The 21,431-nt window shown below is 64.4% G+C and carries 22 protein-coding genes; 13 read left to right on the forward strand and 9 right to left on the reverse strand.

From position 1 onward, the window contains the following. Positions 1 to 170 precede the first annotated feature (170 nt). Both typA and AC1DW9_RS05920 read left to right on the forward strand, forming a co-directional pair. The gene (typA, locus tag AC1DW9_RS05915) at positions 171 to 1,994 is read left to right on the forward strand and encodes a translational GTPase TypA (protein ID WP_441490594.1); all 1,824 of its coding nucleotides are present in this window, start codon (positions 171 to 173) and stop codon (positions 1,992 to 1,994) included. A 173-nt stretch (positions 1,995 to 2,167) separates the two neighbouring features. Beyond that, positions 2,168 to 3,106: an aldo/keto reductase gene (locus tag AC1DW9_RS05920; RefSeq protein ID WP_476767529.1), complete on the forward strand. Its 939-nt coding sequence runs from the start codon at positions 2,168 to 2,170 to the stop codon at positions 3,104 to 3,106. 136 nt (positions 3,107 to 3,242) lie between these two features. On the opposite strand, the gene AC1DW9_RS05925 is transcribed toward AC1DW9_RS05920, so the two are convergent. Continuing rightward, positions 3,243 to 3,908: a nitroreductase family protein gene (locus tag AC1DW9_RS05925; protein ID WP_476767528.1), complete on the reverse strand. Its 666-nt coding sequence runs from the start codon at positions 3,906 to 3,908 to the stop codon at positions 3,243 to 3,245. Positions 3,909 to 4,003: 95 nt separating this feature from the next. Between AC1DW9_RS05925 and polA the strand changes: the two genes are divergently transcribed. From polA to AC1DW9_RS05950, 5 genes are all read left to right on the forward strand, one after another. Beyond that, a complete protein-coding gene (gene polA / locus AC1DW9_RS05930; RefSeq protein ID WP_476775076.1) occupies positions 4,004 to 7,045 on the forward strand; it encodes a DNA polymerase I in 3,042 nt (1,013 codons plus the stop codon). 86 nt (positions 7,046 to 7,131) lie between these two features. Then, positions 7,132 to 8,265 carry an AI-2E family transporter gene (locus tag AC1DW9_RS05935; RefSeq protein ID WP_476767526.1) on the forward strand — a complete coding sequence of 378 codons (1,134 nt, stop codon included), beginning with the start codon at positions 7,132 to 7,134 and terminating at the stop codon, positions 8,263 to 8,265. A 114-nt stretch (positions 8,266 to 8,379) separates the two neighbouring features. Continuing rightward, a complete protein-coding gene (locus AC1DW9_RS05940) occupies positions 8,380 to 8,742 on the forward strand; it encodes a glycine zipper domain-containing protein (RefSeq protein WP_441490589.1) in 363 nt (120 codons plus the stop codon). 4 nt (positions 8,743 to 8,746) lie between these two features. Beyond that, a complete protein-coding gene (locus AC1DW9_RS05945) occupies positions 8,747 to 9,172 on the forward strand; it encodes a hypothetical protein (protein ID WP_441490588.1) in 426 nt (141 codons plus the stop codon). 116 nt (positions 9,173 to 9,288) lie between these two features. Next, the gene (locus tag AC1DW9_RS05950) at positions 9,289 to 10,659 is read left to right on the forward strand and encodes a sensor histidine kinase (protein ID WP_476767524.1); all 1,371 of its coding nucleotides are present in this window, start codon (positions 9,289 to 9,291) and stop codon (positions 10,657 to 10,659) included. 58 nt (positions 10,660 to 10,717) lie between these two features. Here the strand turns inward: AC1DW9_RS05950 and AC1DW9_RS05955 are convergent, their stop codons facing one another. After that, entirely contained in the window at positions 10,718 to 11,077 is a 360-nt protein-coding gene (locus tag AC1DW9_RS05955) for a response regulator (protein ID WP_069878378.1), read from the reverse strand. A 194-nt stretch (positions 11,078 to 11,271) separates the two neighbouring features. After that, positions 11,272 to 11,790 (reverse strand): DUF992 domain-containing protein, encoded by a 519-nt coding sequence (locus tag AC1DW9_RS05960; protein ID WP_441490585.1) that lies wholly within the window; start codon positions 11,788 to 11,790, stop codon positions 11,272 to 11,274. A gap of 84 nt (positions 11,791 to 11,874) precedes the next feature. Between AC1DW9_RS05960 and AC1DW9_RS05965 the strand changes: the two genes are divergently transcribed. Continuing rightward, complete coding sequence (locus AC1DW9_RS05965; RefSeq protein WP_441504951.1) at positions 11,875 to 12,165, forward strand: hypothetical protein; 291 nt, start codon at positions 11,875 to 11,877, stop codon at positions 12,163 to 12,165. 16 nt (positions 12,166 to 12,181) lie between these two features. Here AC1DW9_RS05965 and AC1DW9_RS05970 read toward each other — a convergent pair whose 3' ends face one another. Both AC1DW9_RS05970 and AC1DW9_RS05975 read right to left on the reverse strand, forming a co-directional pair. Then, entirely contained in the window at positions 12,182 to 12,754 is a 573-nt protein-coding gene (locus AC1DW9_RS05970) for an extensin-like domain-containing protein (protein WP_476767521.1), read from the reverse strand. Positions 12,755 to 13,052: 298 nt separating this feature from the next. After that, entirely contained in the window at positions 13,053 to 13,205 is a 153-nt protein-coding gene (locus AC1DW9_RS05975; RefSeq protein WP_476767520.1) for a hypothetical protein, read from the reverse strand. A 167-nt stretch (positions 13,206 to 13,372) separates the two neighbouring features. On the opposite strand from AC1DW9_RS05975, the gene AC1DW9_RS05980 reads away from it, so the two are divergent. After that, positions 13,373 to 13,543, forward strand: coding sequence for a DUF1328 domain-containing protein (locus tag AC1DW9_RS05980; RefSeq protein ID WP_441504954.1), 171 nt, complete (start codon positions 13,373 to 13,375; stop codon positions 13,541 to 13,543). A 164-nt stretch (positions 13,544 to 13,707) separates the two neighbouring features. Here AC1DW9_RS05980 and AC1DW9_RS05985 read toward each other — a convergent pair whose 3' ends face one another. Further along, positions 13,708 to 14,499: a response regulator gene (locus AC1DW9_RS05985; protein WP_441490582.1), complete on the reverse strand. Its 792-nt coding sequence runs from the start codon at positions 14,497 to 14,499 to the stop codon at positions 13,708 to 13,710. A gap of 156 nt (positions 14,500 to 14,655) precedes the next feature. Here AC1DW9_RS05985 and AC1DW9_RS05990 point away from each other — a divergent pair, with 156 nt between their 5' ends. The 3 genes from AC1DW9_RS05990 to AC1DW9_RS06000 are packed head-to-tail and all read left to right on the forward strand — an operon-like array spanning position 14,656 to position 17,151. Then, positions 14,656 to 14,958 (forward strand): NepR family anti-sigma factor, encoded by a 303-nt coding sequence (locus AC1DW9_RS05990; protein WP_476775078.1) that lies wholly within the window; start codon positions 14,656 to 14,658, stop codon positions 14,956 to 14,958. Further along, positions 14,945 to 15,505, forward strand: a complete 561-nt coding sequence (locus AC1DW9_RS05995; RefSeq protein ID WP_043234959.1) for a sigma-70 family RNA polymerase sigma factor — start codon at positions 14,945 to 14,947, stop codon at positions 15,503 to 15,505. Before AC1DW9_RS05990 ends, AC1DW9_RS05995 begins: the two co-directional genes overlap by 14 nt. After that, complete coding sequence (locus tag AC1DW9_RS06000) at positions 15,505 to 17,151, forward strand: sensor histidine kinase (RefSeq protein ID WP_476767519.1); 1,647 nt, start codon at positions 15,505 to 15,507, stop codon at positions 17,149 to 17,151. The genes AC1DW9_RS05995 and AC1DW9_RS06000 overlap by 1 nt, the downstream gene beginning before the upstream one ends. A gap of 6 nt (positions 17,152 to 17,157) precedes the next feature. Here the strand turns inward: AC1DW9_RS06000 and AC1DW9_RS06005 are convergent, their stop codons facing one another. The 3 genes from AC1DW9_RS06005 to AC1DW9_RS06015 all read right to left on the reverse strand — a co-directional run bounded on the left by AC1DW9_RS06005 (position 17,158) and on the right by AC1DW9_RS06015 (position 20,372). Beyond that, positions 17,158 to 18,039, reverse strand: a complete 882-nt coding sequence (locus tag AC1DW9_RS06005) for a transglutaminase family protein (protein WP_441504957.1) — start codon at positions 18,037 to 18,039, stop codon at positions 17,158 to 17,160. A gap of 158 nt (positions 18,040 to 18,197) precedes the next feature. Beyond that, positions 18,198 to 18,476, reverse strand: coding sequence for a hypothetical protein (locus AC1DW9_RS06010; protein WP_441504958.1), 279 nt, complete (start codon positions 18,474 to 18,476; stop codon positions 18,198 to 18,200). 120 nt (positions 18,477 to 18,596) lie between these two features. Continuing rightward, on the reverse strand, positions 18,597 to 20,372 hold the full coding sequence (locus AC1DW9_RS06015) for an ABC transporter ATP-binding protein/permease (RefSeq protein WP_476767518.1): 1,776 nt from the start codon (positions 20,370 to 20,372) through the stop codon (positions 18,597 to 18,599). Positions 20,373 to 20,620: 248 nt separating this feature from the next. On the opposite strand from AC1DW9_RS06015, the gene AC1DW9_RS06020 reads away from it, so the two are divergent. Next, entirely contained in the window at positions 20,621 to 21,385 is a 765-nt protein-coding gene (locus tag AC1DW9_RS06020) for a Crp/Fnr family transcriptional regulator (protein WP_476767517.1), read from the forward strand. Positions 21,386 to 21,431 lie beyond the last annotated feature (46 nt).

Consider the following 21,431-nt stretch of genomic DNA (forward strand, 5'->3'; position numbering starts at 1 on the left):
GTTTCATGCGCCAGCGCTGCCCCTGTTGCCGGGCAGCTGTCGATCAAGGTTGCCCAAACGCCCTCTAGCGTTTATGTGCAGCGCAACGAATTCCAGAATCCCATACGAAAGTGAACTGCGCCGGCCGGGCTTTCCGCGCCGGCTCGCGGTCCTGAAAAGGTACCCCACGCATGTCCATGCGAAATATCGCCATCATCGCCCACGTCGATCATGGCAAGACGACTCTGGTCGACAAGCTGCTCCAGCAGTCGGGTACCTATCGCGAAAACCAGCGCGTGATCGAGCGCGTGATGGATTCCAACGAGCTCGAGAAAGAGCGCGGCATCACCATCCTGGCCAAGGCCACTTCCGTGGTCTGGAAGGATACGCGCATCAACATCGTCGACACTCCGGGCCACGCCGATTTCGGCGGCGAGGTCGAGCGCATCCTGAACATGGTCGACTCCGCCATCGTGCTGGTCGACGCGGCCGAAGGCCCGATGCCCCAGACCAAGTTCGTCGTCTCCAAGGCACTGAAGCTCGGCTTGCGCCCGATCGTGGCGATCAACAAGGTCGACAAGCCCGACGCTCGCGTCCAGGAAGTCATCAACGAGGTCTTCGATCTCTTCGCCGCGCTCGACGCCAATGACGAGCAGCTCGATTTCCCGATCCTCTACGGTTCGGGCAAGCAGGGCTGGATGGCGCATGATCCGGCCGGTCCGCAGGACCAGGGCCTTGCCCCGATGTACGACCTGATCCTCAGCCATGTGCCCGAGCCGCGCATCGAGGAAGGCCCGTTCCGGATGCTCGGCACGCTGCTCGAGGCCAACCCCTATCTCGGCCGCATCATCACCGGCCGCGTCGTCTCCGGCACGGCCAAGCCGAACCAGACCATCAAGGTGCTGTCGGGCGACGGTACCGTCGTCGAGACCGGCCGTATCAGCAAGATCCTGGCCTTCCGCGGGCTCGAGCGCACACCAATCGAAGAAGCCATTCCCGGCGACATCGTCTCGATCGCCGGCCTGGTGAAGGGTTCGGTCGCCGACACCTTCTGCGACCCGTCGGTCGAGACCGCGATCAAGGCGCAGCCGATCGATCCGCCGACCGTGTCGATGACCTTCATGGTCAACGATTCCCCGCTGGCCGGCACCGAGGGCGACAAGGTCACCACCCGCGTCATCCGCGACCGGCTCCTGAAGGAGGCCGAGGGCAATGTCGCGCTCAAGGTCGAGGAAGCGGCCGACAAGGACAGCTACATCGTCTCCGGCCGCGGCGAATTGCAGCTTGCCATCCTGATCGAGCAGATGCGGCGCGAGGGCTTCGAGCTCGGCGTCTCGCGCCCCCGCGTCGTGCTGAAGCGCGGCGAGGACGGCCAGCTGCTCGAGCCGATCGAAGAGGTCGTGATCGACGTCGACGAGGAGCATTCCGGCGTCGTCGTGCAGAAGATGTCGGAGCGCAAGGCCGATATGCTTGAGATGCGGCCTTCGGGCGGCAATCGCCTGCGTCTGGTCTTCCACGCTCCGACCCGCGGCCTGATCGGCTACCAGGGCGAGCTGCTCACCGACACGCGCGGCACCGCCATCATGAACCGGCTGTTTCATGCCTACCTGCCCTACAAGGGCGAGATCGGCGGGCGCCGCAACGGCGTGCTGATCGCGATGGAAACCGGCGAGGCCGTGGCCTATGCACTGTGGAACCTCGAGGATCGCGGCCCGATGATGATCGAGCCCGGCTGGAAGGTCTATCAGGGCATGATCGTCGGCGAGCACACCCGCGAGAACGATCTCGAGGTGAACGTGCTCAAGGGCAAGAAGCTCACCAACATCCGCACCACCTCGAAGGACGAGGCCGTGCGCCTGACGCCGCCGATCCGGATGACGCTGGAGCGTTCGCTCGCCTGGATCGACGACGACGAGCTGGTCGAAGTGACGCCGAAGTCGATCCGCCTGCGCAAGGGCGTGCTCGACCCCAACGAGCGCAAGCGCTCGCAGAAGCAGAAGGAAGCGGTGGCGTAACGGCTACTGCAGGATGGCCGGGCCCCTCGCCCGGCCATTTTTCGTTGTGAACGACCTGGCATCTGCGGGCTTCTGCGAACCTGCGCCTCGCGCAGCCCGCGAATGACGATAGCGGCGATTGCCACGTCGCCTTGGCTCTGATCCTCTGCCGCACACTCTGGGAGGATCACATCATGCTTACCCGCAATCTCGGCCGTACCGGCCTGCGCGTTTCGCTCGTCGGCCTCGGCTGCAACAATTTCGGCGGCCGGATCGATCTCGAGGCGGCCCGCAAGGTCGTCGACAAGGCGATCGAGTGCGGCATCACCCTGTTCGACACCGCCGACATCTATGGCGCGCGCGGCGGCTCGGAGACGGCTCTCGGCGAACTCCTGGGCGCACGCCGCAAGGACATCGTGCTGGCGACCAAGTTCGGCATGGACATGGATGCCGAGGGCATCAAGAAGGGCGGCTCGCGGCGCTATATCGTGGAGGCCGTAGAGGCTTCGCTGAAGCGGCTGAAGACGGACTGGATCGACCTCTACCAGATCCACCGGCCGGACCCGCTGACCCCCATCGAGGAAACGCTGCGCACGCTCGAGGACCTGATCCGCCAGGGCAAGGTGCGCTATATCGGCTGCTCGAACCTGCCGAGCTGGCAGGTCGCCGATGCCTACTGGACGGCGCGCAACCATGGCATCGAGGGCTTTGCCTCCTGCCAGGACGAGTACAGCCTGTTGGTGCGCGGCGCGGAAAAGGAGCTGATTCCGGCTGCCCGCCATTTTGGCATGGGGCTCCTGCCGTATTTCCCGCTCGCGAACGGCATGCTCACCGGCAAATACAAGCGCAATCAGCCGATGCCGGACGGCGCGCGCATGACGCGTGAGGCCCAGCGCGCCAACGAGGTCCTGACCGAGGCGAACTGGCAGAAGACCGAGAAGCTCTCCGCCTTCTGCGAGAAGCACGGCAAGACGATGGTCGAGTTGGCCTTCTCCTGGCTGGCGGCTCAGCCCGTCGTTTCCAGCGTCATCGCGGGCGCCACCAGGCCCGAGCAGATCGAAGCCAATGTGAAGGCCGCGAGCTGGACGCTCAATGCCGATGAACTGGCTGAGATCGACGCGATCACCGCGTAAGCCGGCGGGGCCCCTGAGCCCAGATAGGGTCCGTCATGGCCAAGTCCGCTCCGACCATGCGCGCCCCTCGCCAATCGAGGCTCGTGTTCAGGAGCCTGATGCTCGCCGCAGCGGCGAGCATCAGGCTCCGACCCAGTCAAAGGAAACTCGCGATCTCCTCCAGCGGCTTCTTGCCGATCGCCGGAACGAGGCAGTCATCGGCGGGATAGCCGACGACGAGCAGGATCAACGCCTTCTCATTGTCCGGCCGCCCGCAGATCTCGTTCAGGAAATTCATCGGCGCCGGCGTATGGGTCAGGGTCGCGAGCCCGGCATCGTGCAGCGCCGCAATCAGGAAGCCGGTCGCGATGCCGACCGATTCCGGTACGTAATAGTGCTTCACCTTGCGGCCCTGCGCATCATAACCCCAGCGTTGCGCAAAGATTGCGATCAGCCAGGGTGCCTCTTCGAGGAAGGGCTTGCTGTCGTCGGTGCCGAGATGGGCAAGCGCACCGAGCCATTCCTCGCCGGCCCGACCGGCATAGAAGGCACGCTCCTCCTCTTCCGCCCCCTCTCGGATCAGCTTCTTGCGCTCCGGATCGGAGATGCAGACGAAGGTCCAGGGCTGCTGGTTCGCACCGGACGGAGCGGTTCCGGCGGCCCGAACCGCCGTCTCGATCAGTTCGCGCGGAACCGGCCGCTGCGAATAGTCGCGCACCGTGCGGCGCTTGCGCATGCGGGCAAGGAAGGCCTCGGCGCGCCCCTGCATCTGATCCTCGGGAACCCCCTCGAAAACCAGAGGCATGGTGACGTAGGGACTCATGACGTTTCGCTCCTGACGTGTTTTGGCGCAGCTTGCTGCGAATCGCGCCCCGGATGCAATGGACCCGGCCGCGCCGCCCGCATAAGGTCCGCGCCATGAGCACGACCGCACCAGACCTCAAGCCCGGCGACCATCTCTTTCTCGTCGACGGCTCGAACTTCATCTTCCGCGCCTATTTCCAGTCGATCAATCAGGACCGGAAGTATCTTTCGCGCTCGGATGGACTGCCCTCCGGCGCAGTGAGGCTGTTTGCGACCAAGCTCTTCCAGTTCGTGCGCGAGGGCGTGCTCGGCGTGAAGCCGACCCACCTCGCCATCGTCTTCGACAAGACGGAGAACTCGTTCCGCAAGGCTCTCTACCCGGCCTATAAGGGCAATCGCTCCGAGCCCCCGGCCGACCTGATTCCGCAGTTCCCGCTGATGCGAGAGGCGGTCCGTGCCTTCGGCCTGATCCCGGTCGAGCAGGATGTCTACGAGGCCGACGACCTGATCGCGACCTATGCCAGGCAGGCGCGCGAGGCTGGGGCCGACGTGCTGATCGTCTCGGCCGACAAGGACCTGATGCAACTCGTGCGGCCGGGCGTCGCCATGTACGACCCTGCCTCCGGCGACGCATCGAAGGGCAAGGGCTTTCGTGCCGAGCGCAAGATCGGCGAGCCCGAGGTGGTCGAGTATTTTGGCGTGACGCCCGACAAGGTCGTCGACGTGCAGGCGCTTGCCGGCGATGCCACCGACAATGTGCCGGGCGCGCCCGGGATCGGCATCAAGACCGCTGCCCAGCTCATCGGCGAGTTCGGCGATCTGGAGACGTTGCTGGCGCGCGCCGGCGAGATCAAGCAGCCGAAGCGCCGGGAGACGCTGACCAATCCCGAGGTGGTCGAGAAGGTCCGGATCTCGCACAAGCTCGTCACCCTGGTCGACGATGTCGCGGTCGAGACACCGCTTGCCGACCTGACACTGAACCAGCCCGATCCGGCCAGGCTGGTCGCCTTCCTCAAGGCGATGGAGTTCACCACCATCACCAAGCGCGTTGCCGAGGCCTACGAGGTCGATGTCGCGGCAGTCGACCCCGACCCGGCGCTCGCACCCGGCGGATCGCGTGCAGCCGAGCTCAAGGCGCTCTATGCCGGCACGGACGGACCGGCCGGTGACGCGATCGCCGCCACGACCAACGGAACGGTCGCGGCTCCAGGCTCGGCGCAAGCGCCCATCGCGGCAGCCTCCGCGACAGATGGCTGGATGAAGCCGGCCGATCTCGTGGCACAGCGGCGCGACGAGGTCGCGAAGCTGCCGATCGACCGCTCGACCTATGAATGCGTGCGCACGCTCGCCGATCTCCAGCGCTGGATCGCGTGGTCCTATGAGGCCGGCCAGGTCGCGCTCGACACCGAGACGAACTCGCTTGATGCGATGCAGGCCGATCTCATCGGCATCTCGCTCGCCGTCGCGCCAGGCCGCGCCTGCTATATCCCGTTGCAGCATCGTGGCGGCACCGACCTGTTCGGCGGTGGTATGCTGGAGGGCCAGATTCCCGTCGCCGACGCAGTCGCGGCGCTGAAACCGCTGCTTGCCGATAGCGGCGTGCTGAAGATCGGCCAGAACCTGAAATACGACCTGCTCGTCCTGCAGCGTCACGGACTCGCCGTGTCCCCGATCGAGGACACGATGCTGATCTCCTATGCGCTCGATGCCGGCAATAACAGCCACGGCATGGACAAGCTCTCGGAGCTGCATCTTGGCCACGAGACCATCCCCTATTCGCAGGTCGCGGGCACCGGCAAGGCACAGGTGACCTTCGACAAGATCGATCTGGAAAAGGCGACCGCCTATGCGACAGAGGATGCCGACGTCACCTTGCGGCTCTGGCGCGCGCTCCGGCCCCGCCTGACAGCCGAAAGCAAGACCACCGTCTATGAGACGCTCGAACGGCCCCTGGTCGCCGTTCTCGCGCGCATGGAAAGCCGCGGCATCGCCATCGACCGGCAGATCCTGTCGCGGCTCTCGGGCGACTTCGCGCAGGGGCTCGCGCGGCTCGAGGATGAGATCTACGAGATCGCCGGCGAGAAGTTCACGATCGGCAGTCCCAAGCAGCTCGGTGACATCCTGTTCGGCAAGATGGGGCTCGCTGGCGCCAAGAAGACCGCGACCGGACAATGGGCGACCGGCGCCGGCGTGCTCGAAGATCTCGCAGAGCAGGGCCACCCGCTGCCGTCGAAGATCCTGGAATGGCGCCAGCTCGCCAAGCTGAAGTCGACCTATACCGATTCACTGCCGGCCTACGTGAACCCGGCGACCAACCGGGTGCACACGTCCTATGCCCTGGCCGCGACGACGACGGGGCGGCTCTCCTCCTCTGAGCCCAATCTCCAGAACATCCCGATCCGCACCGAAGCAGGTCGCAAGATCCGCACGGCCTTCATTCCGGAGAAGGGTCACAAACTGATCTCGGCCGACTACAGCCAGATCGAGCTGCGCCTTCTCGCCCATATCGCGGACATACCGCAGCTCCGGCAGGCCTTTGCCGACGGCATCGACATCCACGCCATGACTGCGTCGGAAATGTTTGGCGTGCCGGTCGCGGGCATGCCGAGCGAGGTGCGCAGGCGCGCCAAGGCGATCAATTTCGGCATCATCTATGGCATCTCGGCCTTCGGCCTCGCCAATCAGCTCGGCATCGGGCGCGAGGAAGCGGGCGCCTATATCCGCAAGTATTTCGAGCGCTTCCCCGGCATCCGCGACTATATGGATCAGACCAAGACGGCGGTCAGGGCGAACGGTCATGTCACCACGATCTTCGGCCGCGTCTGCCATTTCCCGGCCGTCGCCTCGAAGAACCCGTCCGAGCGCGCCTTTGTCGAGCGTCAGGCGATCAACGCACCGATCCAGGGCTCGGCGGCCGACATCATCCGCCGTGCCATGATCCGGATGGAAGGAGCCCTGACTGAGGCCAGGCTCGATGCCCGCATGCTGCTGCAGGTGCATGACGAACTCGTTTTCGAAGTGCCAGACGCGCAGGTCGAGGCAACCTTGCCGGTGATCACCAAGGTGATGGTTGAGGCGCCGCACCCGGCGGTACAGCTGCGAGTGCCGCTCCAGGTCGATGCGCGCGCGGCCGGCAATTGGGACGAGGCGCACTGACCGCGAGCCAGACCGGGCGGGAACCAGAGCGGCCGCACTGACGTTATCGTTCCGTCGTGCCTCGGCGCGCGCGGGGGTAACGCATCATGCTCAACACGTCGGCCTGGAGGCCTTTTCCGCGCTATATGGTGGAGCCTGAGGTCGTTGAGGAGGAGAGCGGCAGCACCGTCACGCCTTACGAGCATGACCTGATCCTGCGTTATGCCATCGTCGGCATTTTCGTGATCCTGGCCACTGCGGCACTCTCCGTCACCAAGGTCATTGCCCTGCCTGTCACCGCGGGGGTGATCTTCGGCCTCGTGCTCGGCCCGGTCGTCGACTGGCTGGTGCGCCATGGCGTGCCGCAGCTCCTGGCTGCCTTTATCGTGGTCCTTGTCGGCGTGTTGCTCCTGATCGGTTCCCTGACGGTGCTGGCAGTGCCGATCGCGACCTGGAGCGATCAGTTCCCGGCCATGCTGGCCGCGCTGCGCTCGAAACTGGCCGGCGTCCTTATCTTCATGGACGAATTCAAGAAGATGGCAGCCAGCCTCTCTGGCAAGAGCGGCGTGGAACTGAACGTCTCGCAAGGCAATCCGCTTTTCGATATCGCGCTCGGCTCCTCCACTGCCGCCGGCGGGCTGCTGATCTTCGTGGCGACAGTGTATTTCTGGCTGGCGACCCGCCGGATTTTCAAGGCGCGCGTCCTCAGGCTCTGCCTCGGCCATGGCGCACGCCGGTCCGCCGGATCCTTCTTCGAGGAGATCGAAGTGCGGGTCGCCCGCTATTTCGGCCTCGTCACGCTGATCAATCTCGGCATGGGCCTGGCCTCGATGGCGATCGCCTGGCTCGCTGGACTCCCCTTTCCGGTATTCTGGGGTGCGCTCGCCTTCCTCCTCAACTATCTCGCCTTCATTGGCCCGATCATCGTCACAGTGATGCTGTTTGCCGGCGCCCTGCTCGATGCGCCTTCGCTCCTCAGCGCGGCCTGGCCGGCGGCCACCTATTTCATACTCCACCTTCTCGAGGGGAACGCGATCACCCCCGTCTTCGTTGGCCGCACGCTGACGGTGTCGCCCTTCCTGGTCTTCATCGGCTTCATCTTCTGGCTCTGGCTCTGGGGGCCGGCAGGCGCAGTGCTCTCGACTCCGATCCTCCTCGTTGCCATGGTGGCGCAAGAGGCGTTCGCGCGGTATCGCAAGACGCAGCTTGACGACGCTGGCGAGGAGACCAAACCGGCTTAACGGCCGGGCTGATCACCGAGCAGTTCGCGGAACCGGAGCGAGGATGGCGCGTTGCCACCATGACGCGTCGATTTCTCGACGGAACCGGTTTTCCAGACATAGGGAACGACAGACATGGCCAAGACCGCCACTTCCGCGAAGCGTCAGGCGGAGACCTCCGTCAAGAGCGCCGGGGATGAGATCGCAGCCGGCGCCGACGACATCGCCAAGCGCGCGACTACAGCCGGGCGCCGCGTTCGCGGCGAAGCCGAGAATGTCGAGGAGAGCCTGTCTCGCAGCGCCGAAGACCTCGCGGCGACGGTGAGCGAAAAGCTCAGGGCCGTCGGGGTCGATACCGACAAGATGGTCGACGTCGCCAAGGAGCAGGCGACCGAATTGCAGCGCCTGATCGTCGCGGAAATTCAGGAACGCCCGTTGCGCGCGCTTGGCGTGGCCGCAGCGGTCGGTCTGTTCGTCGGCTTCCTTTCGGCACGCTGAGATCATGATCGGGGGGCTGGGAGCACTGCTGGCGTCGGAAATCCGCGGCAGGGTGAAGCGCAATATCGTCGTCTACGGCCTGTACGGGTTGGCGGTCCTGCTGATGATCTGCGCCGTCGGCTTCGCGCTCGGCGCCCTGCATGCGGTGCTGGAGCTGCATTATGGCAAGGTCCAGGCGAGCCTGATCATCGCCGGCGGGCTGGTTATTGCCGGTCTGCTGGTCTTCGCGATCGCGGCTTTCATCAACAGCCGTCGCCGGCCGCCCCCGCCCTTCGCTGCAACCGCCCTGGCCGCCGCTCCGGTCGCGGCCTCGCTGCTGAGCTCCCGCAAGAAGTGGAGCACCGTTCTCGTCGGCGGCGTGGTGATCCTGGGCGCGATCCTCGGACGTCAGCTTTTCAAGGGGGACGATGGCGCCGAGGGAGAGAGCTGAGAACCTCGCTTCGGAGCCCCGTCGCGGCGTCCTCATAGGCGTAGCGCGGCCCTGAGGATGGACGATCCTGTCTTTTTACATAGGGATTGTGACTTCGGTCGGCTATCACGGTGCCCATGTCCGCCCAAGCAAGGCCGCAAGGCCCGATCTTTCTATCGCCATTGCCGACGCTGGCCCGGCGGCTGCGCTCCGCGACCACGACCATTGCTGCTATCACCGTCGTCGGGGTTGCGATCATCCTGGCGGCCTGGATCAATTCGCAAGCGATCGAAACATCGCGCGAGGTGGCTCATTCGGTCGAGATTCGCGAACAGGCCGAACGCCTGCTCGGGCACATGCGGGATGCTGAAACCGGGCAGCGCGGCTATATGCTGACTGGTACGACACCTTACCTTGCCCCCTATACCTCTGGCCGCGCGGCCGCTCCGTCCGACCTCGAAGCGCTTGAGCGCCTCGTCTCCGACGACAAGCAGCAGAGCGAGCGGGTGGCCTTGGTGCGCGCCCAGATGGCCCGCAAATTCGAGGAACTCGAGGCAGCGATAGCGCTTGCTCGCGAAGGCCGGCAGGCTGAGGCGCTGGCGCAAATCCGCGACGGGCACGGCATTGCGGCGATGGACGAACTCCGCGGGACAATCCAGCAGATCCAGCTCGCCGAGAATATCAAGCTGGTCGCCTTAAGCAGCCGTGAGGAGCGCCGCCGGCTCTGGGCAAGCATCGGAATCGTGGTGGCGCTGGCAGGGCTCGCATTCGCGGCATGGCTGCAGGTCCGTACGCGCCAGCGCCGCTCTGCAGCGCTCGCGATGACCAATGCGGAACTCGAACAGATCGTCAGTGAGCGCACGCAGCAGCTCGAAGCGGAGCGATTGCGCATCGAGGCGCTTCTGCGTGACGTCAACCACCGCGTTGGCAACAACCTCGCCATGGTTTCCGCGCTGCTCAATGTTCAGAGCCGGCAGACGCGCGAGCCAGCGGTGAAGGCGGCCCTCGCCCAGGCGCAATCGCGCATCCAGGCGATCGCCGCCGGACAGCGCCGGCTGCGTCTCGACATCGAGACCGACGAGATCGACGCCCGGCCCTATATGGAGGACCTGCTGGACGAGATCGGCAAGGCGGCGGAGGGCCGCCCCATCTCGATAGATCTCGATATGGATTCGATCCGGCTGCCCGGGCGCGACGCGGTCTCCTTCGTGGTGATCGTCAACGAGCTCGTCACCAACGCGATCAAACATGCCTTTCCCGGGAACATGACCGGGCGGGTCGTCATTCGCTTCGGCAGAGGTGACGGCACCGAAGCCCCGACACTCGTCCTGACGATCGAAGATGACGGCGTTGGAATGCCGCCCCAGGCCGAGGCCAAGGGGCTGGGTCAGACGGTCATTGCGAGCCTGCTACGCAGCATGCGGGCAACCATGGATGTCGCCGCCCGCACCCCGGGCACAGAGCGCCCTGGAACCCGGGTCACGTTGATATTCCCTAAGAGAGACTGAGCGCAACGTGAGCTGAACCGACCGCGGGAGCTGCCCGGAACGGAGCCGCCGGGTGCCGTCAGTTCGCCTTCAACGCCCGAGATACGAAGCTTGCAATCTCGCGCGTCGAGAATGGCTTGCGCAGAAAACGCACCTGGCGCAACGCGTCCGGCACATCGCCCGGTGTCGCACCGGACACGAACGCGATCGGCGTCCCCTTGCTGAGCAGGCTCTTGGCAACGTCGAACGTCTTGCCGCCGACAACGTCGATGTCCAGCAATGCGCAGGAAACCGGCGAGCCGATGGCGCGCCGAGCCTCCTCGACGGAACCGACAATGATGAGCTCGGCATCCTCGCCGAGCTTGTCCATCACGGCATACTCGATATCCATCGCGATGAACGGGTCGTCCTCGACGATCAGGATGCGGATCTGGCTCATCAATCCCGCGTCCTTTCTCGACCTGCCATGGAACTTTCGCCTCTGGGTGAAGAACGCGGCGAAGCATGGCGTTGTTCCGGCACGCGGGACGCACCGCGACGGAAAGCTCCAAATTGAGCTAAACATGCGGCAAGAAGGTTATCGAAGCGTAACCCTTTGCAGAAGCCTCTCCGTCTTGAGCAAGTTGCGAGACATCAGCGGCGCCCACGCGACGGAGAAGACGACGGCGCGAGCGTAAGCTCGAGACCGGTAACGCCGACGGCGACATTGAAGCCGCGCAGGGTCTGCAGTGAGAGAGGCTGCAGCGTGACATCCTTCTCGACGCCGCCGATGAGCATGTTCACCGATCCTCCCGTCCCCGCCGAAGCGCCGGCGCTTGCGCCAACATAAGTGCCCGCCAACGCCCCCAGAGGGGCTCGCGCATAGGGACCAAAGACACGCCAGCCCATGCTGCTGCGCTTGAACGAGCCGACATCGAGCCCGAAACCGCGCACAACGCCGGTATAGCGCTGCACGGGCCCGCGGCGCGGCGTAAAGCGGCACTCCATGGGCTTCTGCGATGTCACGATAAGGTTGAGTGCGCCGCCGACATGGCAACTCAGCCGACCTGCCGGGGCCCCGCTCTGTGCGTTCGCAGCCGTGGTTGTAAGAGCGCTCAAAGCGGCAACGCAGAACGCGGTTGCGGCGACAATTTTGGCAGGCCGATGGATCATGACGAATCTCCTGACAACATGGTTACCAAAAAATGCCGCAATAGCTCCACAGTTCCCAATCAGTCTGGAACCTAGGCAGGAGCGTTGCGTTCCAATTCCGCCCCTGGACGGAAACGTGAGATGTTCACTCGTATTAGCCCTCCTCTGCAAGCGACGCTGATCCCGACAGGCAGCGAGCCGGATCGGCTCCCTCCCTTTTGGGAACTTGAGGATTTGATTGCGTCGGGATTCGACCAAACCACGGCGCTCGATATTCTCGCGATCCGCCGCGCGCAGGCCGAGACCGGCCGGGTTCCTGTGGCCCTGTTTCGCCCAAGCGACCCCTGGCGGCTCACCCGCGTCGAACTCGACGAAATCTCCGACAACGTCGCTTGAGCGACGGCACACACCGTCATTGGCAGAAGCGCGCCGCGGCTGAGCGGCGCGGCTGAATATCGACATGCAGATGATTGGCATGGGCGGCGTCCGAGCCCGGGCCTAGGCTGGTCGCGAAAGCCCCGCACGCCGATTGCCTCACCGACTTCAAAAAACGGTCCTGAGCCAATCCTGCCGGCTTCTCGACCATGACACGAACACCGCCCGACCGTTCCTCGCCCATGACAAAAGCGAAGATATCGAGCGCCTGACCCGTCGCATGCTCACTGACCGGGCCGGCCGTCGAGCGGTTGCGCCGACGGCACTCATAGCCACCTCCAACCTGAAGACGCGAGAGATCCCGCCCAAAATGCCCTCGGGCGAGGGGCTGGACGGTATCGTCAAGCCACTGCGAAACCGTCGTCGCCATGGCACAGCTGATCGTGACCGGCGGCGCGAAGACAACCGTCCCCGGCCCGTCGCTCGCACGGTAGGCAAGCGCCTCCACGACGACCGGCTCCTGCACCCGGCAGGCCGGGTCCGTTGCCCGGTACTGCTTCGCATCGGGTTGACGAATGCGATTGCCCGCGATGGCTGCCAATGCCCGCATGCAGGCGCCGTCTCCGGGCGGAGTAGGAGTAGAGGTGACGGGTGACTGCGGTTCGACCGGCTTCGCGGGCGACTGTTCCGCGGGAGCCGACACGGAGGGCAGCGCAGGCGAAGGTATAGCCAAATCCCGAGGGCGCGGTGGCGGCACGCCAATGGGCGCAGAGCGCTCCGTCTGAGTTCGTGGGGCCGGCTCGGCCTTGGAAGGCGTGCCAAGGGGCAACATGGCGGCCACCGCGCCAATGCAGCACACCCGCACTACCAGCCCCATGCCCCTGGACGTCATCGCAGCATTCCCTCCTTCAATCAGGCCCCGTCACGATTTCAGCAGGGAGAGGCGCAAGCGGTGCAACGACGAGAAGGACAGCCAGAGTGATCAGCGCGCTGGTTTCCACGTAACTGCCAAATAAAATGGATGCGTCCGTCGTAACCGGAAAGATATCGAGCAGAATCATCCTTGTCGTTCTCGGCTTCCTTCAAATTTCGGAACGCACCTGAGGCAACGCGGGGTGTGTAAAACTTGTTCCCTTCACCACTCGTCCGCCCCGGGCCACCAAGGCGGAACTTTTGCGGCGGCAGAACCGTTGCTTCAACGATGCATGTTGAATTCTGAGGTTTCTCGATGTCCGGGTGGGCCGTGACATTCCTGATCGCAGCGCTTGTTGCGGCGATGCTGGCTTTTGGCGGTGTGCCGGGGCTGGCGACAATGGCCGCAAGGATCGTTTTCTTCGCTGCGCTCGCCGGAGCGGCCATCACCGGCCTGATTGCAATAACCAAGGGGCGGCGGTCGTGAGGCGGCCACGCGCCAGGAGAGATGTCATGAAATGGATTGCGCCGATGATCGTCGCCTTGCCGTTTCCGGCACTTCTGGTCGTCTGTTTTCTGGGCTGGTAAGACGCACGAAAAAGGGTCCGTTGCGCCATGACGCCACGGACCCCGCTGTCATACTGAGCTGTATCAGGCGGCCTTGCGACCGGCGCGCCGGTCAAAGAACAGCGCCTGACTGATCGCCGCCTTCACCGCTTCCGGCTGGAATGGCTTGGTGATCAGGAAGGCAGGCTCGGGCCGGTCTCCGGTCAGCAGGCGTTCCGGATAGGCCGTTATGAAGATCACCGGGACGTCGATCGCGCTCAGGATCTCATTGACGGCTTCGAGGCCGGAACTGCCGTCAGCAAGCTGGATGTCGGCCAGCACCAGGCCCGGCCGCTTTTTCGCGACAGATGCAATCGCCTCGCGATGGGTCCGGGCGACACCGGTCACCGTATGTCCCAGCTCTTCGACCATCGTTTCGATATCGAGCGCGATGATGGGCTCGTCTTCGATGATCAGCACGTCGGTGGCGACCTGATCGGCGATTTCCTGTCCCGCGACCTGGACGAGATTTGCCACCTCCGCCGCCGAGACCTCCATGATCACCGCGACCTCATCGAGCGAAAAGCCCTCGACGGTGCGCAGCAGGAAGGCCTGCCGTGGACGCGGCGTCAGCGCACTGAGATTGCGCTCGGCCGACGAGCGCTCCACACCGCCCGAAGACTGGTTGTTGATGCCGACCGACGACCAGAGCTTCAGGAAAGTCCTGTACAGTCCGGTGCGGGCATCGACGTCCCGCGGAAAGGAATTTGGATCGACGACGAGCGCTTCCAGCATTTCAACGACATAGGCATCGCCACTCGCCTGCGTGCCGTTCAGAGCTCGCGCGAAGCGGCGCAGATAGGGCAGATGCGGGGCAATTTCCTTCGCAATCGACATTGATTGGTCCTTCTTCAACCTGCCGAAAGTGAGCACCCGCAACGTGTTTCTGACAAGCAATTTATTTTACGATTTGCCCGGAACTTTTCTGAAACTAGACCGTTATCTGGCAGCATACGTGTCAATGATGCTCCCGGCGGATCATGATCGGCCGGGATGTGGAAGACGGTTGAACAGGGCAATCCGGCCGCCCCTGCAGCAAGAGCGGAGCGGCGTCGGCGCGAGGGTATGATGAGTGCTATGAAGATCGAGATGCCAGAGCCGAACGGGGGCGAAGAGACGGATTTCGAAGCCATTCTGGACCCCAGGGTTCAGGAGTCGATCGGCCGGTCGCTCAAGGCGCATTACGACGATCTGATCAACGCACCCATCCCCGACAAATTCCTGGTTCTGCTGGCGCAGCTGGAAGCCAAGGAAAGCCGTTCATCCGCTGAGGAAGCAAGTGATGAGCGCCCCTGAGTTCAAGGACGGCCTGATCAAGGAAATCCCGAACCTGCGCGCCTTTGCGGCGTCGCTTTCGGGTTCGATGCAGCTCGCGGACGATCTGGTGCAGGACACCCTGCTCAAGGCCTGGGGCAACTCGGACAAGTTCGAACCGGGCACCAGCCTGCGCGCCTGGCTCTTTACCATCCTGCGCAACACCTACTACTCGCTCTACCGCAAGCGCGGCCGCGAGGTGCAGGACAGTGAAGGCACCTATGCCGAGCGCATGGCGGTGCACGGCAACCAGGAGAGCCATCTCGATCTCGCCGATTTCCGCAAGGCTTTGGCCAAGCTGCCGGAGGAGCAGCGGGAAGTGCTGATCATGGTCGGCGCAACGGGCCTTTCCTATGAGGAGGCTGCTGAGATCTGCGGCGTCGCGATCGGCACCATCAAGAGCCGCGTCAACAGGGCGCGCACCAAGCTTGCGGAGCTGCTGTCGATCAAAGGTCTCGATGATCTCGGGCCCGATCGTCAGAGCGCAGCAGCGGTTCACAGGACCAGCTCCGAACCCATCCGACCCTGATGCGACTGGCGCGGTTCAAGACCGTCCGCGGCAGGCTTCTCGCTCTGCTGGTCGCAATCGCGTTGCCGATCGCCTGCCTGTCGGCGATCGCCGCGATCACGACCTATCGAACGGTCATCGCCTCAATTCAGACTTTCCAGATCCGCACGGCGGACGACTATGCCGTGCGCGCTCGCGTCTGGTATCGCGGCGCCTTGCGCTCGTTGCTGACGGCGGCCGCGGCCGTCGGCACGTCGAGCAGCGGGGATTGCGATGCGGCCGCCCAAGAGATTCTGAAGCGGGTAACCGGCTACAGCGCCCTTCACCTCAAGATGCGCAACGGCGAGATCTGCTCGGTCTCGCTCGATCCGCATGTCACGTCTGCCAAGCTTGCCGCGACCGCAGAGCGACTGAGCGCCAAACCACCGGTCCGCATCTGGGCAGGCACGGAACTGGCGACCGTGCGTTATGACGATCTCATCCTCGATCGGCAGCGCTATCTCGCAGTCTATGCTCATAGTAACGATCCCGAACAGCCTGCGCAGGAAGCTCTGCTGCTCGCCGACTCCGACCTGCTCAACAAGGTCTTCGACCTCGGCGAGAGCGATGAAAGCCTTGCGGTCGCGCTGATCCATCGGGGCAGCGGAATCGTCACCAGCCGGGGAGTCGATGAAGGCGACGAGTCCTGGCTGCCGGCGCAGGAAGTGGTGCCCGAGGTCAAGGCCCGCTGGGAGGCGGCAAGCAGGGCCGGACCCAACCGCGCCTATGCCGCCCGCATGGTTGCCGAGCCTGACCTCTATGTGATCGCGAGTTTCGACAACGCAGCCGAACGTGCGGCCCAGACGCAGTTCCTCATTTTGCTGCTGACCCCGCTCCTCACCCTCGCCTTGCTCTGCTTCGTCTACCTGCGCGCAATCGACCGGCATTGCGTGCGCTGGCTGCGCGGCATCGAAACGGCGGCCAGGACACGTGCGAAACTCTCGAGTGCCCGGGCCCCGATTGCGGCGGATATGCCGAGCGACATGCGGAGCGTGGCGGAGGCCTTCAATGCGATGGTCGAGGAGGAGGAGGTGCGGCAGCGCAAGCTCTCGAACGCCCTCGACGACAATCGCTTCCTGGTGCGCGAGCTGCATCACCGGGTGAAGAACAGCCTGCAGGTCGTCCAGAGTTATATCGGGCTGACCAAGCGCGATTCCCGCGGCGAAGCCAGGCTAGCGCTCGCCGACGCCGAATGCCGCGTCCACGTCCTCTCGGCAGCCTATCGCTTCACGCTCGCCGATGGAGAAATGCAGCCTGTCCGCGTCGACCTGTTCCTCGACGACGTCATGACGATGATCTCGAACCTCATCCGCCGCCGCGACCAGGGCCTGATCAGCCAGATCGAGACCATGTCGTCCCTTTCTGTCGACCGGATCATTCCGCTCGGCTTCCTGATCGTCGACGTGGTGGGGCGCGCCTTGCGGCACGGACCGGGCCTCACCGTGACGGTCACCGCTACCGATATCGATGAGGAGACCATCGAGATCAGCATCAAGGCGGATCGCGAGATCGACCATGCCGAGCCCCCCAAGCTCTTCGCCGGTCTCCTGACACAGATCGCGGCGACCGAGGTCTCCGCGCCGGGCGGGCGCTCACTGGGCTCCTGGCGCATCGTGCATCGGGACTGAGCCTGCTCAGCAGGCGTCCGTCTCGACCGGCTCGATGCTGACCCCAACGTTCAAGCCAAGGAAGGCTCCGGCGAGCCCGGTATAGCTGCCGGAGACCGGCGATGCGTCCTCAGGAACGCGGGCCACGGCGATGCGCAGCAATTGGCGGTCCGCCACCAGATCATTGGTCGGATCGAACTCGACCCAGCCGTCGAAGGGGATGAAGACGTCGGCCCAGGCATGCGTCAGGCCGGCCGGTGAGACGAGGCCGCCGCCTTCCAGGGTACGCTCGTGAATATAACCGGTCACGAACCGGGCAGCGAAGCCCAGGCGGCGCGCCAGCTCGATAAACAGCCACGCATAGTCACGGCAGGAGCCGCTCCCCAGCTGTAGTGTGTCGAGCGGGTGTTGTGTGCCCTCGTCATAGCGAATGGCGTAGCTCAATGCGTCATTGATGGCATGAGCGAGATCCCGCAACAGGTGCCCGGTGCCGGTGCCGCTCCGCGCGCGAAAGGCGAGAAGCCATTGGTCGAGGGCGCCATCCGGATCGGCGCTCGCCAGAGCCAGATAGGGCTGTAGCGCCGCGCGTTCGGAGGGGGTGTAGACAACCCCCGTCATGGCCGCGTCCGACGCGAGCACCGGGCTCGGAAGGGCCGGTCCGAAGCGCTCGACCACCAGTTCGCTGACGATGTCGAGGCTGTCGGCCTGCCCCTCGAAGCTCGCGATGGCAACCGAATTGCCATAGGCATCATGCATCCAGCGCAACTGCGCCGCCGGAGTGATGCTGAGCGCGGTTTCAACGACGCGCAGGTCGAAACTGTCCCGCGGCCTCAGCATCAGGCGATGCGGTCCGAACCCGACCGGCTGGGCGTAGCGATAGGTCGTCGCGTGACGGATACGCAGCTGCACAGAACCCTCCCGGCCAAGCGATGCGCCTCATGGCAGTCAGCGCGGCCACGGACAAAACAAGCCGCCCGAAGGCGGCTTCACGCGTGACAAGCGCGCGGGGCTCCCGTCGCACCGCGACCGAGCGCCCCTGATTGCGCTATCCCGCAGTAGGTTCCGGCTCAGCGAATAACGCTGGCGATCGGCCCGGCCACGCGAGCCTCCTGGGAGCTCGCGATGGCGCGCTTGGTCCGATCGGCGACCCTCTGGGCGGGATCCACCGATGCCAGCTGGCTATCCGTCGGGACGTTGTTTCGAATCTTGGCCTCCGCGACAGAGGTCGAACTTTGATCGGTCGCGCTCTGGAGAGCCGAGCCGAAGGTCAGCGTGGCCACCACCGCGCCCATGATTCCAAAGAAGGCGAAGGCGCGTTTGATGGGGGCAAGGCTGTCATTCAACATCTGTCTCTCCCTACGCCACGACCGGTCACCATTGACCGGTTTACGTCGAAGAGAACGCGACGCCGCCCGTTCGGTTCCCGTTGTGCGGGTGGCAGCGATCACGAAACCGGGAGCGGCGGTTCAGGCCTCCTCGTCCTCGTTGGCGGGCTGACGGCTGCGAAACAGCCGCCAGAGCGACTTCCCGATCCGGCGCGAGCTCAAATGCGCGCCGGCGAGACGCTTCTCCAGGGTGATCTTGCGGTCATGGAAATCCTCGAGGCCGGGGCGGTGACCGACACTGATGACTGTCGCGTGTGCGAGCTCGCCTTCGAACAGTCCAAGGAGCGAATTCTGGCTGTCCTCATCGAGGGCCGAAGTCGCCTCGTCCATGATGATGATATCGGGCTTCTGGATCAGCAAGCGCACGAAGGCGACGCGCTGACGCTCGCCGCCGGACAGGACGCGATCCCAATTATCCTCCTCGTTCAGGCGCTTGGCCATGTAGGCCAGGCCGCAGCGCCGAAGGGCGGCAATGATGGTCTCGTCGCTGACGGGGATGTCGGAATCGGGATAGAGCAGGACTGTCCTGAAATTGCCGAGGGGCAAGTAGGGCTTCTGCGGCACGAAGGCGATGCTCTTGCCGCGAGGCACCTGGATCGAGCCTGAACCCCAGGGCCAGAGGCCGGCCAGCGACCGGATCAGCGTGCTCTTGCCGGAGCCGCTCTCGCCAACGATCAGAACTTTCTCGCCGAGTTCGATGATAACCGTCGCGTCTGCGATGACGATGCGCCCATTGCTGTGCGCCAGCGAGAGCTCCTTGATATGAATCGCGCCGTCATCACTCTCGCCGAGCGAGATCTGGGTCTCGCCGACCATGATCGTGCCGACATCGAGCGCCTCCAGCTCTTCGACAAGCTCGTCGACCCGAATGACGGAGGCAAACCACTCGGCCAGCCTGACGAAGTTGTCGACGAACCAGATCAGCGCGGCCTGAACGGCGCTGAACGCCGCGACGACCTGCATCACGGCCCCGAGCGTAACCTCGCCCGAGAGATATTTCGGCGCGATCAGCAGCAGCGGCACGATCGGAAACAAGGCACCATTGGTGTTGAGCACCAATGCGATCACGCCTTGTTGGCGAATGACGCGGAGCCAGGCGGCCAGGACGCGGCCATAGTTCTCGCCAACCGATGCTCGCTCGTCGGCATCGCCCTTGATCAGGGCAATGCTCTCGGCATTCTCGCGCAATCGCGTCATTTCTGCCCGGAACTGGGCCTCGGCCTCGTTCTTGGCCGCAATGCGAGCGACCAGCGGTCGTCCGGTGAGATAGGCCGCGAGCGACGCGACCGCCGCATAGACGATCGCGGCCAGCGCCATGTAGCTCGGGATCACGACCGCCACGCCACCGAGCGTGAAGTGAGCTGAGCCTGCGACCTGCCAGAGGATGGCGGCGAAGGTCGCGGCCGTCACCGCCGCGCTGATCAACCCGATCGCGAATTCGGCGAGCGGCTCGATCGCGAGCCGGACGTCATCTGCGATCCGGTATTCGGGAGCCGTCTGCCTCTTGGTGAGGAAGCCGAGCCGATAATAGCGCTGATCAGCGATCCACCAGCCGGCGAGACGCATGGTCAGGTCCTCCCGCCATCGCGCCTGGAGCAGCATGCGGCTGATCACGAGGGCAGACAGCGACAGGCTGAATGCGATGACCAGCGCCGGCAGCCAGGCGATCACCGACCAGACAGCGCCGGTATCGCGCTTTTCAAGCGCATCGAAGAAGTACCGGTTCCAGCTATTGATGCCGACGGCGCTCGCCGTCTGCGCAGCGACGAAAACCAGCACCGCTATCGTCAGGACCCAGGCGCGCAACCGGGTCTCACCGCTCCAGAACCGCAGCGCGATGCGGAAAAACTGCCGCATGCGCGACCGCCTGGATGGTTGCGGTGTCTCAGCCATGGCCTTGCAACTCCCGCCCGAGATGTCATTGACCGGAGCATCATCGCGAGGTGTCGCAATCATAAACCGGAGGCTGGAGATCGGCACGCTCCACGGCGCTAGAACGCCGCAACGCTTCTGCCAGTTCCGCCAATTGCAAAGGATATGTTGCACCGCACGCAGCATGCGATTCGCCATTGAGCTATGCCGGCTCCCCCGCGCATAATGGCGTCATGAAGACCATGCCCGACCATGCCAGCATAGCCCGGCTCGGAGTGCCTTGCCTGGCCTGCCCTTTGCGGCTGAAGGCGGCATTCAAGGACAAGAGCGATGAGGAAGTCCGCTTCATCCAGGGGATGAAGATCGATCATCGTTCCGTTCCGGCCGGATCGGAGGTCATTCATCCCGGCCAGGAAGATGCCGAGCTCTTCACGTTATTCTCCGGCTGGGCCTTTCGCTACAAATCGCTCCCCGACGGCCGGCGTCAGATTCTGAACTTCCTGCTGCCGGGCGATCTGGTCGGGCTGCAGGCGTCACTCCTGAGCGCGGCCCAACATGGCATCGAAGCGCTGACCGATGTCGAGCTCTGCACCTTTTCGCGCAAGCGGATCTGGGATCTCTTCGTGCACATGCCGTCGCTGTCATACGAGATCGCGTGGCTCGGCTCCCGCGAGGAGAGCCTGATCGACGAGAATCTGACCTCGGTCGGCCAGCGCAATGCGGGCGAGCGCATTGCTGCACTGATGATCTCGCTCTATCGCCGGGCCGAGGCGCTCGATCTCGTCAGCGACAACAGTTTCCAGTTCCCCTTGTCGCAACAGCACCTCGCAGACGCGCTTGGCCTGTCACTTGTCCACACCAGCAAAACCTGGTCGCGCCTGCGCCGTGCCGGCCTCTTCTCGCTTGCCGGGGGACGGCTCACCTTGCTCAACCCGCGGCTGACCGCGCGCATGGCCCTGCTTTTCGAACGCGAACGCCATCCGAGACCGTTGATCTGAAACAGCTCAACCGCTACGCCGCACTCTTGACCCGAACTTCTTGACG

The organism is Allobosea sp. P4_E12 (assembly GCF_056401655.1).

Coding starts and splice junctions, on each gene's coding strand:
- AC1DW9_RS05990 (WP_476775078.1), top strand. CDS start 14,656: ATGTGGAAGACGGTTGAACAGGGCAATCCGGCCGCCCCTGCAGCAAGA.
- AC1DW9_RS05940 (WP_441490589.1), top strand. CDS start 8,380: ATGGCCAAGACCGCCACTTCCGCGAAGCGTCAGGCGGAGACCTCCGTC.
- AC1DW9_RS05950 (WP_476767524.1), top strand. CDS start 9,289: ATGTCCGCCCAAGCAAGGCCGCAAGGCCCGATCTTTCTATCGCCATTG.
- AC1DW9_RS05935 (WP_476767526.1), top strand. CDS start 7,132: ATGCTCAACACGTCGGCCTGGAGGCCTTTTCCGCGCTATATGGTGGAG.
- AC1DW9_RS05975 (WP_476767520.1), bottom strand. CDS start 13,205: ATGATTCTGCTCGATATCTTTCCGGTTACGACGGACGCATCCATTTTA.
- AC1DW9_RS06015 (WP_476767518.1), bottom strand. CDS start 20,372: ATGCGGCAGTTTTTCCGCATCGCGCTGCGGTTCTGGAGCGGTGAGACC.
- AC1DW9_RS06010 (WP_441504958.1), bottom strand. CDS start 18,476: ATGTTGAATGACAGCCTTGCCCCCATCAAACGCGCCTTCGCCTTCTTT.
- AC1DW9_RS05945 (WP_441490588.1), top strand. CDS start 8,747: ATGATCGGGGGGCTGGGAGCACTGCTGGCGTCGGAAATCCGCGGCAGG.
- AC1DW9_RS05995 (WP_043234959.1), top strand. CDS start 14,945: ATGAGCGCCCCTGAGTTCAAGGACGGCCTGATCAAGGAAATCCCGAAC.
- polA (WP_476775076.1), top strand. CDS start 4,004: ATGAGCACGACCGCACCAGACCTCAAGCCCGGCGACCATCTCTTTCTC.
- AC1DW9_RS06000 (WP_476767519.1), top strand. CDS start 15,505: ATGCGACTGGCGCGGTTCAAGACCGTCCGCGGCAGGCTTCTCGCTCTG.
- AC1DW9_RS05955 (WP_069878378.1), bottom strand. CDS start 11,077: ATGAGCCAGATCCGCATCCTGATCGTCGAGGACGACCCGTTCATCGCG.
- AC1DW9_RS06020 (WP_476767517.1), top strand. CDS start 20,621: ATGAAGACCATGCCCGACCATGCCAGCATAGCCCGGCTCGGAGTGCCT.
- typA (WP_441490594.1), top strand. CDS start 171: ATGTCCATGCGAAATATCGCCATCATCGCCCACGTCGATCATGGCAAG.
- AC1DW9_RS05960 (WP_441490585.1), bottom strand. CDS start 11,790: ATGATCCATCGGCCTGCCAAAATTGTCGCCGCAACCGCGTTCTGCGTT.
- AC1DW9_RS05925 (WP_476767528.1), bottom strand. CDS start 3,908: ATGAGTCCCTACGTCACCATGCCTCTGGTTTTCGAGGGGGTTCCCGAG.
- AC1DW9_RS05980 (WP_441504954.1), top strand. CDS start 13,373: ATGTCCGGGTGGGCCGTGACATTCCTGATCGCAGCGCTTGTTGCGGCG.
- AC1DW9_RS05985 (WP_441490582.1), bottom strand. CDS start 14,499: ATGTCGATTGCGAAGGAAATTGCCCCGCATCTGCCCTATCTGCGCCGC.
- AC1DW9_RS05970 (WP_476767521.1), bottom strand. CDS start 12,754: ATGCGGGCATTGGCAGCCATCGCGGGCAATCGCATTCGTCAACCCGAT.
- AC1DW9_RS05920 (WP_476767529.1), top strand. CDS start 2,168: ATGCTTACCCGCAATCTCGGCCGTACCGGCCTGCGCGTTTCGCTCGTC.